Source organism: Myxococcus sp. AB025B, assembly GCF_006518215.1.
Lineage (GTDB): Bacteria > Myxococcota > Myxococcia > Myxococcales > Myxococcaceae > Myxococcus > Myxococcus fulvus.
Genome location: NZ_SRLW01000272.1, coordinates 1 through 13,317, shown reverse-complemented (window position 1 = coordinate 13,317; position 13,317 = coordinate 1). Strand labels below are relative to the sequence as shown.

Annotated in this window: 10 protein-coding genes; 3 read left to right on the top strand and 7 right to left on the bottom strand. The window is 70.6% G+C overall.

Going from position 1 to position 13,317, the window contains the following annotated elements; genetic code table 11:
* Window positions 1–65: 65 nt before the first annotated feature.
* From FL311_RS33235 to FL311_RS33205, 7 genes are all read right to left on the bottom strand, one after another.
* Window positions 66–1,697, bottom strand: a complete 1,632-nt coding sequence (locus FL311_RS33235; protein ID WP_141331596.1) for a sodium/solute symporter — start codon at window positions 1,695–1,697, stop codon at window positions 66–68.
* 13 nt (window positions 1,698–1,710) lie between these two features.
* A complete protein-coding gene (locus FL311_RS33230) occupies window positions 1,711–1,989 on the bottom strand; it encodes a DUF485 domain-containing protein (protein ID WP_046715732.1) in 279 nt (92 codons plus the stop codon).
* A gap of 28 nt (window positions 1,990–2,017) precedes the next feature.
* Complete coding sequence (gene acs / locus FL311_RS33225) at window positions 2,018–3,982, bottom strand: acetate--CoA ligase (protein ID WP_141331594.1); 1,965 nt, start codon at window positions 3,980–3,982, stop codon at window positions 2,018–2,020.
* Window positions 3,983–4,006: 24 nt separating this feature from the next.
* Window positions 4,007–5,116 (bottom strand): porin, encoded by a 1,110-nt coding sequence (locus tag FL311_RS33220; RefSeq protein ID WP_141331592.1) that lies wholly within the window; start codon window positions 5,114–5,116, stop codon window positions 4,007–4,009.
* A gap of 187 nt (window positions 5,117–5,303) precedes the next feature.
* Window positions 5,304–6,662: a sigma-54 dependent transcriptional regulator gene (locus tag FL311_RS33215; protein ID WP_141331590.1), complete on the bottom strand. Its 1,359-nt coding sequence runs from the start codon at window positions 6,660–6,662 to the stop codon at window positions 5,304–5,306.
* The gene (locus FL311_RS33210; RefSeq protein ID WP_141331588.1) at window positions 6,659–9,640 is read right to left on the bottom strand and encodes an ATP-binding protein; all 2,982 of its coding nucleotides are present in this window, start codon (window positions 9,638–9,640) and stop codon (window positions 6,659–6,661) included. The genes FL311_RS33215 and FL311_RS33210 overlap by 4 nt, the downstream gene beginning before the upstream one ends.
* Window positions 9,630–9,830, bottom strand: coding sequence for a hypothetical protein (locus FL311_RS33205; protein ID WP_046715727.1), 201 nt, complete (start codon window positions 9,828–9,830; stop codon window positions 9,630–9,632). Before FL311_RS33205 ends, FL311_RS33210 begins: the two co-directional genes overlap by 11 nt.
* A 122-nt stretch (window positions 9,831–9,952) precedes the next feature.
* Between FL311_RS33205 and FL311_RS33200 the strand changes: the two genes are divergently transcribed.
* From FL311_RS33200 to FL311_RS33190, 3 genes are all read left to right on the top strand, one after another.
* Entirely contained in the window at window positions 9,953–11,044 is a 1,092-nt protein-coding gene (locus FL311_RS33200) for a hypothetical protein (RefSeq protein WP_141331586.1), read from the top strand.
* Between the two features lie 51 nt (window positions 11,045–11,095).
* Window positions 11,096–12,649, top strand: a complete 1,554-nt coding sequence (locus FL311_RS33195; protein WP_141331585.1) for a GspE/PulE family protein — start codon at window positions 11,096–11,098, stop codon at window positions 12,647–12,649.
* Between the two features lie 103 nt (window positions 12,650–12,752).
* Window positions 12,753–13,317 (top strand): hypothetical protein (locus FL311_RS33190; protein ID WP_141331583.1); only part of this gene is annotated, 565 nt, incomplete at its 3' end.

The following is a 13,317-nucleotide window of genomic DNA, read 5'->3' as shown; positions in this document are numbered from 1 at the left end:
GGCCCGGCGCCCACCCCCGCCCTCCTCCCCAGGAGCAGTGACGGAGGAGGGCTATCTCGATGGCGTCAAGCCTTGCTGGGCGTGGGAGTCGGTGTCCGACCTGTGTGTTCCACCGATGCCGCCGCGGCCTCGGGCGCCACCGAAGGACTGCCCGCGCCCATGTGCATGCGGTGCTTCACCTCGGCGAAGCGCTCGCTGGACTCGCGCTCCGGGAACATCAGCGACACGAGCACCCCCACAATGAAAGCCAATGGCATGGTGATGATGCCTGGATTCTTCAGCGGGAACAGGGCGCTCGTGTTCTTGAGCAGGTCCACTTGTACGGTGGGCGACAGGAAGATGAGCACCACCGCGCTGAACGAGCCCGTCAACATGCTCGCCACCGCGCCGTGGGTGGTGAACTTCTTCCACGCCATGGACAACAGCAGCGCGGGGAAGTTGGCGCTCGCGGCGATCGCGAACGCCAGCCCCACCATGAACGCCACGTTCTGTCCCTTGAAGGCCACGCCCAGGACGATGGCGAGCACGCCCAGCAACAGGCTCGCCAGCCGCGCCACCTTGAGCTGCTCGTGCTCGGGGGCCTGGCCCTTGCGCACCACGCTGGACCACAAGTCATGGGACAGCGCCGCCGCGCCGGACAGCGTCAGGCCCGCGACCACCGCGAGGATGGTGGCGAAGGCCACCGCGGAGATGAAGCCCAAAAAGCCCGTGCCGCCCACGACCTCGGCGAGCATGGGCGCCGCCATGTTGCCGCCCTTGTCCACGCTGGTGATCGCCTGCCGGCCCACCAGCACCGACGCGCCGAAGCCGAGGATGAACGTCACCAGGTAGAAGTACCCGATGAGCCCCGTGGCGTAGAACACGCTGCTGCGCGCGGCCTTCGCGTCCGGCACCGTGTAGAAGCGCATCAGGATGTGCGGCAGGCCCGCGGTGCCGAACATCAGCGCCAGGCCCAGCGAAATCGTCTCCAGCGGGTTGCTCACCAGCGTGCCCGGCGCCAGCGTCTTCTCCCCGTACTGGCGGGTGGCCTCGCTGAAGAGCGCCAGCGGGCTGAAGCCGAACTTGTAGAGCACCGCCAGCGCCAGCGCGGACGCACCCGCCAGCAGCAGCACCGCCTTCACGATCTGCACCCACGTGGTGGCGATCATCCCGCCGAAGAGCACGTAGAGGATCATCACCGCGCCGACGATGACGACGGCGACCTCGTAGGACAGCCCGAAGAGCAGGTGGATGAGGTTGCCGGCGCCCACCATCTGCGCAATCAGGTAGAAGCTCACCACCGTGAGCGTGCCCAGCGCCGCGGCCAGCCGCACCGGCGTCTGCTTGAGCCGGTACGCCACGACGTCCGCGAAGGTGTACTTGCCCAGGTTGCGCAGGGGCTCGGCGATGAGGAACGTCACCACCGGCCAGCCCACCAGCCAGCCCACCGAGTAGATGAGGCCGTCGAAGCCCGACATGGCGACCAGGCCCGCGATGCCCAGGAAGCTGGCGGCGCTCATGTAGTCGCCCGCCAGCGCGAAGCCGTTCTGCAGCGCGCTCACCCCGCCGCCCGCCGCGAAGAACTCGGACGTCGTCTTCGTCTTGCGCGCCGCCCAGTACGTGATTGCCAGGGTGACGCCCACGAAGAGCAGGAAGAAGAGGATGGCCGTGGAGTTGGGCTGGCCCAGCTGCGTGCCCGTTGCCGAAGGGGGATTCATGCGGATTCTCCTCTCAACGACGCAGTTCGCGCAGGGCCCGGTCGTACTTGCCGTTCGCCCAGATCATGTAGATGCCCGTCAGTGCCCAGGCCGTCACGATGACGAGCGCGCCCAGGAGGATGCCCACCGACAGACCGGGGACGAGCTGCTGGCCCATCAACGGCTTGTTGAAGGCCACCAGCAGGATGAAGCCGAAGTAGGCCACCAGCGTGGCCACGGTGAGGACGGCGGCCACCCGCCAGCGCGCGGCCGCGAGTCTTTCCAACGCCTCTTCTTGAGATGGGGAGGACATCGCTTGAGCTCCTGGGTAGGGGTGGGAATCAGCGCCGCGCCTGCGCGGGCGTGGCCTTGGTGAGCAATTCGTCCAGCACCGTCGGGTCCGCCAGGGTGGTGGAGTCACCCAGGTTCTCCGTCTCGCCGGACGCAATCTTGCGCAGCATGCGCCGCAGGATCTTGCCCGAGCGCGTCTTGGGCAGGCCGTTGACCACCACGACGCGGTCCGGCGTGGCGATGGGGCCGATGACGTGACGCACCTGCTCCTTGAGCGCGCCCACCATCTGCTCGCTGGAGGTCTCCTGCCAGTCGGGCTTCACGGTGACGAAGGCGCACACGCCGGTGCCCTTGATGTCGTGGGGGAAGCCCACCACGGCGGCCTCGGCCACGGCCTCGTGCGCCACCAGCGCGCTCTCCACCTCCGCCGTCCCCAGCCGGTGGCCGGACACGTTGAGCACGTCGTCCACGCGGCCGGTTATCCAGTAGTAGCCGTCCTCGTCGCGCCGGCAGCCGTCACCTGTGAAGTACAGGTTGGGGAAGCGCGAGTAGTACGTCTCCACGAAGCGCTGGTGGTGGCCGTACAGCGTGCGCGCCTGCCCCGGCCACGAGCGCGCCAGGCACAGGTTGCCGCTGACGCCGTTGCCCTCGATGACGCGGCCCTCGTCGTCCAGCAGCACCGGCTCCACGCCGAAGAAGGGCAGGGTGGCGCTCCCTGGCTTGCACGGCGTCGCGCCCGGCAGCGGGGAGATGAGGATGCCGCCCGTCTCCGTCTGCCACCACGTGTCGATGATGGGGCAGCGGCCCTCGCCCACCACATCGTGGTACCAGCGCCACACCTCCGGGTTGATGGGCTCGCCCACGCTGCCGAGCAGCCGCAGCGACCTGCGCGAGGACCTCTTCACGAAGCCGTCGCCCTCCTTGATGAGCGCGCGCAGCGCGGTGGGCGCGGTGTAGAGGACGGTGGCCTTCACGTCGTCCACCACCTGCCAGAGCCGGCCGGAGTCCGGGTAGGACGGCGTGGACTCGAAGAGCACGGTGGTGGTGCCGTTGGTGAGCGGGCCGTACAGGAGGTAGCTGTGGCCCGTCACCCAGCCCAGGTCCGCGGTGCAGAAGTGCACGTCATCGGCGCGCACGTCGAAGACGTAGTGGTGCGTCGTCGCCGCGTACACCAGGTAGCCGCCCGTGGTGTGCAGCACGCCCTTGGGCTTCCCGGTGGAGCCGGAGGTGTAGAGGATGAAGAGCGGGTCCTCCGCGTCCATCCACTCGGCCGGACACACGCCGCGGTGGCGCGACATCTCCTGGTCCAGCCATGAATCACGGCCCTCCACCATGGGCACCTCGCGCGAGGTGCGGCGCACCACCAGCACGGAGGACACCTGGGTGAGCCCCTCCACCGCCTCGTCGGCGATGGCCTTGGTGGGCACGCTCTTGGGACCGCGCGGCCCCTCGTTCGCGGTGACCAGCACCCTCGCGCCCGAGTCCAGGATGCGCTCGCGCAAGGACTCCGACGAGAAGCCCGCGAACACCACCGAGTGCACCGCGCCGATGCGCGCGCACGCGAGCATGGTGTACGCCAGCTCCGGAATCATCGGCAGGTAGATGCAGACGCGGTCGCCCTTCTTCACGCCGTGGGCCTTGAGCACGTTGGCCACGCGTCCCACGTGGTGCTGCAGGTCGCGGAAGGTGATGGTCTCGTACTCGCCCGGCTCGTTCTTCGCCCAGAGGATGGCGGCCTTGCCGGGGCGCTCGCGCGCGTGGCGGTCCACGCAGTTGTAGGCCACGTTGAGCTTGCCGCCGCTGAACCAGGAGAAGTCCACCTGCTCCGCGTCCACCTCGCGGATGGCCTCCGGCGGGTGGAACCAGGTGAGCCTTTGGGCCTGCTCGCCCCAGAACGCCTCGGGCTCGCGCAGGCTCTTCTCGTGGAGGGCGCGGTACTCGTCGATGCTCTTCACGTGCGCCTGGCGGGAGAAGTGCTCCTTGGGCGCGACGAACGAATCCTTCTGGGCAGTCATCGGGGGTCCTCGACGGGCAGGGGGTCAGTAGAAGAACTGGAGCTGCGCGGTGCCGGTGACGCCGGTGTCCGCGTTGGACAGGTCGCCCACGCGCGCGATGGCGACCTCGGTCCTCAGGTTGAACGTGTGCTTCTGGAACCAGACGTTGAAGCCGGGCCGGAAGATGAGCGAGTCCTGGTTCGTGACGCGCGAGTTGAAGTACTCGACGGACACCAGGGGCTCCACCTTGGCGATGCGGTAGCCCAGCTCCGCCTGGACGCCCGTGCCGCTCTGCGGGTTGTCCATGCCCTGGCGGTAGTGGAACACGCCCGTCTGGAACACCAGCTCCTGGTCATGGCCCATGGGCCAGTCCAGGAAGGTGTCCGCGGAGAAGGCCACCGAGTCGTGCACGCCCGACGCGGTGGCGATGGCGGAGGGCTGGTAGTCCGCGCCCACGCCCACGGACAGGTGCGGCTTGTCGGTGAAGTAGATGCCCTGGAAGAAGAGGTCCTCCTCGCGGGTGAGGAAGTTCCAGCGCACCATCGCCACGCCGCGCGGCAGGTCATCCGGGTTGACGGTGGGCGCGTCCTCGCGCTTGGTGCCCTCGGCGCCGTTCATGATGGCGGCGCGGAAGCCCACCGGCCCCGCGAAGCCGCGCAGCTGCACGCCCATGTCGCGCCAGATCTTCCCCACCCCCGCGGTGAAGCGGATGACGCTCGAGTGGTAGTCCACCGAGTTGAGCGCGATGGCGCCCTGGAGGTTGTGACGCGAGAGCGGGGCGATGAGCATGCCCACGTCCACCCAGAGCTTGTCCGCGAACTCGTAGGACACGAACGCGTCCTGGACAAAGAAGTCGACGTTGTAGTTGTTGTCCTTGCCGAAGTTGGGCTGGTCCGTCTCCATGAAGAAGGACAGACGCTTCGTCACGTTGCCATAGACGAGCAGCCGCACCCGGCGGATGAAGAAGTCCGTGCCCACGCCCCCGCTGGGCGCCCCGTCCTTGATGACCTGTGCCTGCGATTGGAGCAGCAGGTTGATGTTGAGGTTCGCCTCGTCGTTGATGGTTATCTTGCCTGCGATTGCGGAGCCCAGCGGGAGGAGGACCACGGCGAGCGCGACCAGGAGCGGCGACGAGCGCAGGGGGGAGTGGGGCATGCACCCTCCTTGAGCAACACTCCGGCCAACCCCGCATCCGACAAGATTCGGGACGTTGCAGGTTGGCTCGGCGCGTCAGGGTGTTACGGAAGGTGACGTGTGCGTTACCTCGGTAACGAATCGCGCAATGCGTCGTAACGAATCGTGCGCAAGCGACTTGTCGCGTCGAGGACGGTGCGGCGGTGCGTCATGCGCGGGTTCGGGGGAGGCCGAGCTTCTGGCGCTTCTCCCACAGGGCCTTGCGGCTGATGCCCAGACGCCTGGCCAGCTCCGTCTCGCCCATGTGCTCCTGGTTCTCGAGCACGAAGCGGCGGAAGTACTCCTCCATGGAGCCGCCGCCCGTCTCCTCGGTCTCCGGCTCGGCGGGCTCGGCGGCGTCGAGCGGCTCGCCACCGGGCAGCTCCAGCGCGAGCAGGTCCGGGGTGATGACGGGGCCCTCGGAGAGGATGACGGCGCGCTCCAGGGCGTTCTCCAATTCGCGCACGTTGCCCGGCCACGGGTGTGTCATCAGGGCCTGGAGGGACTCGGGGGACAGCGTCGCGGGCGGGCGGCCGATTCTGCGGCACGCCTTCTCCAGGAGGTACTTCGCCAGCACGGGCAGGTCCTCGCCGCGCTCGCGCAGGGGCGGCAGGCGGATCTCCACCACGCGCAGCCGGAAGTAGAGGTCCTGGCGGAACGCGCCCTCCTGCACGCGGCGGGGCAAGTCCCGATGTGTGGCGGCGACGATGCGCACGTCCACCTTGCGAGGCCGCGTGGAGCCCACCCGCCGCACCTCTCCGTCCTGGAGCATGCGCAACAGGCGCGCCTGCGCGGGCGCGGGCAATTCGCCCACCTCGTCCAGGAAGAGCGTGCCGCCGTGCGCGGCCTCCACCAGGCCCGCGTGCGCGGTGAGCGCGCCGGTGAAGGCGCCCTTCTCGTGGCCGAACAGCTCGCTCTCCAGGAGGCCCTCGGGGATGGCCGCGCAGTTGACGGAGATGAGGGGGCCGTCCGCGCGAGGGCTCTGTGCGTGGAGGGCGCGCGCCACCAGCTCCTTGCCGGTGCCGGACTCGCCCAGCACCAGCACGGTGGCGGGGGAGGGGGCCACCTTGCGCAGGCGCTCGAAGACGTCGCGCATCGCCGCGGAGCCGCCCACCATGCCGCTCACCGGATAGGACTGCTCCACCTCGCGCTTGAGGGCCGCGTTCTGGCGCGTGAGCTTGCCCTCGCGCAGCACGCGCTCCACCTGGAGGAGCAGCTCGTCGTGGTCGAACGGCTTGGCGATGTAGTCCACCGCGCCCAGCTTCATCGCGTCCACCGCGGACTTCACCGTGGCGTAGCTGGTCATGATGAGCACCGGCACCCCGGGACACAGCGCGATGACGTCCGTGCCCGGCGCGCCCGGCAGCCGCAGGTCCGACAGCACCAGGTCGAAGGAGTCGAGCGCGTAGTCGCTCGCGGCCTCCTGCACCGCGCCCGCCTCGGACACGTCGTGCCCGGCGCGCACGAGCAGCCGGCGCAGCTCCGTGCGGATGATGGGCTCGTCCTCGATGACCAGGATGCGGCTCACAGGGTGGCTCCCGGGACGGGACGCGCGGGGGGCGGGTGGCTTCGCGCGTCGGGCAGGCTCACCGTCACGCTAGTCCCTCCCCCGGGCCGGTTGTCCACCTGGATGGTGCCGCCGTGCTCGCGCACGATGCCCGCCACCAATGCGAGCCCGAGGCCCGTGCCCTCGCCCGGCTGCTTCGTCGTGAAGAAGGGCTCGAAGACGCGCTGGGTGAGCTCCGAGGCGATGCCGTGTCCCCGGTCCAGCACGCGCAGGTGCACGCGGCCCTCCTGGGCCTGTGCCTCCAGCTCCACGCGCCCACCCTCGGGCGAGGCATCCACCGCGTTGGTGAGCAGGTTGACGAGCACCTGCTCCAGCCGCTGCGCGTCGCCCAGCACCACCAGCCCCTCGGCGCCGCGGTGCTCGAAGCTCACCCCGCGGGAGCGCGTCGCCGAGCGCTCCATCCGCGCGAGCTGGAGCGCCTCCGCCAGGAGCGGCCCCACCTCCACGCGCGCGAAGGGGCGAGCCTCGCCGCCCACGGTGCCGGCGTGGCTGAAGCCCACCAGCGCGCGGACGATGGCGTCGATGCGTCGGCACTGCTGGAGGATGAGCCCGGTGCGCTCCTTCACCGCCTCCGCGTCGTCCAGCTCGTACTTGAGGTTCTGCGTGAGGCTGGCGATGGCCGTGAGGGGATTGCCAATCTCGTGCGCCACGCCCGCCGCCACGCGGCCCAGTGAGGCGAGCCGGTCCTGGTGCGCGAGCTTCGCGTCCACGGCCTTCTTCTCCGTCAGGTCCTCCACGAGCAGCGCCATGCCCTCGGACGTGCCGCCGCCCTCCTCGTCGGGTGTCAGTCGGGAGCGGTGCAGTCGCAGCGTGCGCTCGGCGCCATTCACGACGACGCGGGTCTCGGTGTCGGCCTCCGCGCCGGCCGAGAAGGCGGACAACAGCGAGCCCCAGGGCGCGGGGAGGTCCGCCAGCGGGTGGCCTCGCGAGGCGTGCTCGCGCACCCCGGACAGCCGCTCCAGCGCGGCGTTCCAGATGACCACCTCACCGTCGGGCCCCACGGTGCACACGCCCAGGGGCAGGTCCTCGAGGATGCGATTGAGGTAGCGCCGCACCGCCTCCACCGCGCGCACCGGGCCCTGCATGCCGCGCGCGTCGCGCAGGCGCTCCTCCACGAAGCGCAGCTGCTCGGCCAGCGCCGCGCGGGTGCCGGGCTCCAGCCGCAGCGCCTCCGCCACCGTGAGCCTCGCGAGCACCGGACCCAACAGGCCCGAGAGGTTTCGCTCCACGCCGTCGCGCAGGCGGCGCAGCTCGGAGGGGCGCCGCTCGTCCGGGGACATGTCGAGCGACGCCAGCGCGCGGTCCACCTCCGCCGACGCGGCCTCCTCGCCGAGCAGCGGCGCCAGGCGCTCGCGGAACTCCCGCGGCGAGCCGGCCTCCACGCCGCCGGAGACGAGCCCGGGACCCTCCCGCGTGCACGCCCGCGCGGCCTCCGTCTCCGCCTGGGACTGCCGGGTGGCCAGCGACACGCCCACGAAGGCGAGCGTGTTGAGCGTCAGCGAAGCGAAGGTGGAGAAGCCCCACGGCTCGTCGCTCGGAAAGCCGAGCAGCGCGGAGACGCGGTGGGTCCACGCCACCACGCCCGGCGAGGCCCACAGCGGCACCACCAGCGTCACCATCCACACCGCCGCGCCCGCGCCCAGGCCCGCGAGCAGCCCCGCGCGCGTGGCCCGCTTCCAGAAGAGCAGCCCCAGCACGCCGGGCGCGAACTGCGCCACCGCGACGAAGGACACGAGGCCCAGGTCCACCAGCCCCATCCCCCGCGTGTCGAGCAGGCGGTAGAAGCCGTATCCCGCCAGGATGATGAGCGCGATGAGCAGCCGCCGCGCCCAGAGCAGCCAGCCGTACAGGTGCGGCTGGCCGCGCGCGTAGCCCAGGGGCAGCACCAGGTGCGTCAGGCACATGGGCGCCAGGGCCAGCGTGGTGACGATGACCATGGCGCTGGAGGCGGACACGCCGCCCAGGAAGGCCACCAGCGCCAGTCCCGTCGCGCCGCGCGAGGCGGGCACCGCGAGCAGGTGGAAGTCCGCGGGCCAGGGCAGCCCCAGCGCCTCGCCGCTCCACAGCACCACGGGGACCGCGAGGTTCATCACCAGCAGCACCAGCGGGAAGGCCCACGTCGCGGTGGACAGCGCGTCCTTCTCGGGCGCCTCGGTGAAGGCGACATGGTAGCTGCGCGGGGTGAGGAACGCCGCCGCGCACGAGAGCACCAGCAGGGGCGCCCACGACGCCTCGCGCGCGGGGCGCTGCAACTGCTCCACCGCCTCCGGATGCGCCTCCAGCCACGTCCACAATCCGTCCACGCCGCCGAACACCTGCGACACCGCCCACGCGCCCACGGCGACGAGCGCCACCACCTTCACGGCGGACTCGAAGGCGATGGCCAGCATCAGCCCCTCGTGTCGCTCGCGCGGGGTGAGGTGGCGCGCGCCGAAGAGGACGGAGAAGACGACGAGCACCGCGCAGAAGCCCATGCCGACGAGCGTGGGCGAGGCCGACGGGCTGAGCACCTTCGCGGACTCCACCACCGCGCGCACCTGGAGCGCGAGATAGGGGAGGCTGCCGGCCAGCATGAACAGCGTCACCGCCGTGCCCGTCGTCTGTCCCGGGTAGCGGAAGGCGAGCAGGTCCGCGAGCGAGGTGAGCTGCAGCTCACGCGTCAGCCGCAGGAGCGGACGCCACAGCACGGGCACGAGCAGGCACGCCAGGGTGACGCCCAGGTAGATGCCCAGGTAGCGGTAGCCGTGTCGGGCCGCGTAGCCCACGCTGCCGAAGTAGGACCAGGACGTGGCGTAGACGCCCAGGGCGAGCGCGTACACCAGCGGGTGCTGGGTGATGCGCGAGGAGATGAGGCCCCGCTCCGCCGCGTAGGCGACGAGGAACAGCACGAGCAGGTAGACGACGGACGCGGCGACGAGCGAGCCCAGCTCAAGCGTCATGGCCACCGCCCCGGTACGCGGCCCAACCGCCCAGGGCGATGACGCCCAGCCAGACGACGAAGGGCAGGTAGCCGGGCGCGTCCTCCGCCAACCACAGACGCCTGAGCGGCGAGCCGAAGAGCAGCACCGCGATGGCGAAGACGAGCAGCGACGGCATCGCGGGCGCGTCCGGCTCCGTGGGGCGCTTCATGGCGTCCGAGGATAGCAGCGCGACGGCGGGTGGGTGACAATGCGGTGACACGCTTTCCTCACGAGGCCCGAGCGCCTGAGGAGGGAGCGCGTGCTCGTCGCGCATCGAGGGGGAAGCACAGGATGGCCGAAGCGAGGGCGGTACCGGTCTGGCAGACGCGACTGAAGTCGGCCCCCCAGCGTCGGGCCCTCCATGGCGTCATGCTGCTGGTCTGGTGCGCGGTGGGGCTGGGGGGACTGAAGCTGGGGCTGGACCTTCTTGTCGAGGTGCTTCGGGTGTCGTTCGACCCCGCGCCGATGGGCCTCCGTTCGGACATGCGCAACGTCCAGGCGGTGGGGCTGGTGCTCGGAGGCCTGGCGCTCATCGCCTTCCTCACGGTGTGGCTGGTGGTGGGCGTCCGCGTGGGGCGCTTCTTCCTGCGCTCGCTCTGGGGCGAGGACCAGGTCTCGATGGACACCCGAGGGGTGACGTGGAGGCGGTGGAACGGCCCCGGCAGCGAGCGGTGCTGCCTGCCGTTCACCGAGGTGGCGGCCGTGCCGAAGCCCATCGGCGGCGTCGAGCTGCAACTGCACTCGGGACGCGTGGTCCGGCTGGCTTCACTGGGGTCGTCGTCGGAGCACGATGCGCTGTGGAAGATGCTGTGCACGCTCTCGGAGCTGGGGCCCACGCCGCTGGAGCCCGAGAAGAGCGTGCCCCGGGGGAAGGAGGTCCTGACGCTCCCGGATGGCGTCGTGGTGCTGCGCGACGACCGGGGGGATGTGGCACAGAAGGCCTGGGTCCGCGGAGGCGTGGCGCTCCTGCTGCTGTCCTCGGCGGCGATGGCGGGCTGGCGTCAGTCCATCGATGGGCTCACGGTGGAGGACACGTTGCTTATGGTGGTGCTCCTGGCCTCGGCGGTGTGGGCGGGGCTCAACGCGCTGCCCGCGCTCCAGGCGCGATGGGAGTGGGAGCTGCGCCCGGGTTCACTGGAGCGTGTCTGGCATGGCCTGGGGACTCCCGAGCGCGTGCGGCATCAGGTGAAGTGGCTCGAGCTGCGGCGGACCGAGAACGAACATGAGGGGAGCACGTGGCAGGTGTTCTCGCTGTGGATTCGCACGGGCTCGGGCCAGATGGAGCTGTCCCAGGCCGGCTCGCAGCGCTCGCGCATGGAGCACCTGGGCGATTGGCTGGCGCCGCGCCTCGGCGTGCGGTTCAAGCGAGAGCTCGAGGAGTAGGGCGCCAGAGGATGGCGCTCCCCGGGACGAGGCTGCTAAGCCGGGCGGGACATGGCCGAGGACACCCCCTCTCAGTTCGCCGAGCTCGCGCAGTTCACCCTGGACCGTGCCTCGCTCCGCCGGCTCCCCGAGTCCTTCTGTCGTCGCAACCAGGTCGCGGTGCTGGACAAGGTGGACCCGCAGGCCGACGGCGCGCCGGTGACGGTGGGCATGACGAACCCGGACCAGCCCTCCGTCCTGGAGCTCATCACCGAGTTCCTGCGCCGGCCGCTGCGCGTGGTGCGGCTCAATCCGTATGAAATCGAGTCCGCGCTGGAGGTGGGCTTCGGCGCGGGGCCACGTGTCACCGCGGACGTGGTGCTGACGCCCGGCACGCGCATGTCGAGTCCGCCCACCACGGTGGAGCTGGTGGAGCACGTGCTGGTGAGCGCCGTGGAGTTGAATGCCTCCGACATCCACGTGGAGAGCTACTTCGACGACGTGGACCTGCGCTATCGCATCGACGGCATCCTCCACCAGTCGTACACGGACATCGACCCGCGCTCGCTGCCGGGTGTCGTCAGCCGGGTGAAGGTGCTGGCGGGCTTGGACATCACGGAGCGCAGGCGTCCCCAGGACGGGCGGCTGCGCGCGCTCGTCGAGCGGCCCGAGGGTCGCAAGGTGGTGGACTTCCGCGTCAGCGTGGTGCCGAGCCCCGCGGGGGAGGACGTGGTCATCCGCATCCTCGACGCGAGCGTGGGGCTGGTGCCGGTGGCGAAGCTGGGCATGTCGCCCGCGATGCAGGCCGTCTTCCTGCAACTGCTGGCGAATCCGGAGGGACTGGTGCTCGTCACCGGGCCCACGGGCAGCGGGAAGACGACGACGTTGTACTCGGCGCTGGCGCAGCTGAACGACGGGCTGCGCAAGATCGTCACCGCCGAGGACCCCATCGAGTACTACGTCCCCAAGGTGAACCAGAAGCAGGTGACGCCGCAGATGCCGTACGCGACGTTGCTGCGCGCGCTCCTTCGCCAGGACCCCAACGTGATGCTGGTGGGCGAGGTGCGTGATCTGGAGACGGGCAGCATGGCGCTGACGGCCGCGGCCACGGGGCACGTGGTGCTGGGCACGCTGCACACGGCGGACGCGGTGGGCGCGGTGGCGCGCCTGCGTGGCCTGGGGCTCGACGACGTGGACGTGGCGGACTCACTCCTGGCGGTGGTGACGCAGCGACTGGTGCGGCGCATCTGCGCGCAGTGCACCGTGGACATGCGGCCCACGGACGAGCAGTCGAAGCTGCTGGGCCGGCTGTTGAACGGCGTGCGTACGCAGGTGGGGCAGGGCTGCGCCGCGTGCAACCACACGGGCTACAAGGGGCGTCTGGGCATCTTCGAGCTCCTGGTGGTGGACCCGGACCTGCAGGACCTCATCGCCCGGGGGGAGCCCACGGTGCACCTGCGTCGGCACGCGCGGGCCCATGGGCTGCGCACGCTGGTGGAGGACGCGCTGGACAAGGTGGACGCGGGCATCACCACGGTGGCGGAGCTGGTGCGCGTGGTGCCCTATCGCCACATCCTCACCACGCGGGACGAGCGCTACGGCCAGGAGTCCGACGAGGAGGCCTGAGAGCGCTTCGTCGTCGCGGACGTGACAGCGGGGTGACAGACTTTTCATCGTGGGCGCGGGCCTTTGCGACCGGGGCACACGGAGGCTCATCAGGAGGCATCGCGTGACGTGGCTCACCCAGGAAGGCGAGGTCTGGCGGGCGAGGTTCGGGCCCTCCGCGCACTCACGGGTGATGATGGGGCTCGGCTGGGTGTTCTGGACCGCGGGGTGGTTGGCCGGAGTGGTGGTGCCCGGCGCGGCGCTCGGGCGGCTGGTGCTCGCGCTGCTGAAGTCCGTCCCGCTGGCGGTCGATGCGCCGCAAGGCTTCACGTCGAGCTGGGGCGCGGTGCTGGCGGTGCTGTTCCTGGCGCTGTGGCTGTGCGTCTGGGTTCCGGTGGGCCTCGTGGCGCAGGTGGGGCTGCTGTGGGCGATGTTCGTGCGGGAAGAGGTGACGGTGGACCCGCGAGGGGTGACGCGCCGCTCGATGGTCGGTCCCTGGGGGCGGTCCACGCGGGTCGACTTCTCGGGGCTCGCGGATGTGTATCTCCGACGTGAAGGCCAGGCGGTGATGGGGCTGCGGCACTCGGGAGAAGAGGTGGCCCTGTCCCAGGGGGGAACGGCGGAGCAGCATCAAGCGCTGTGGGCGCGGATGCGGGAGCTGTCGGGGTTGGGTGGGCCCATCTCGGAGC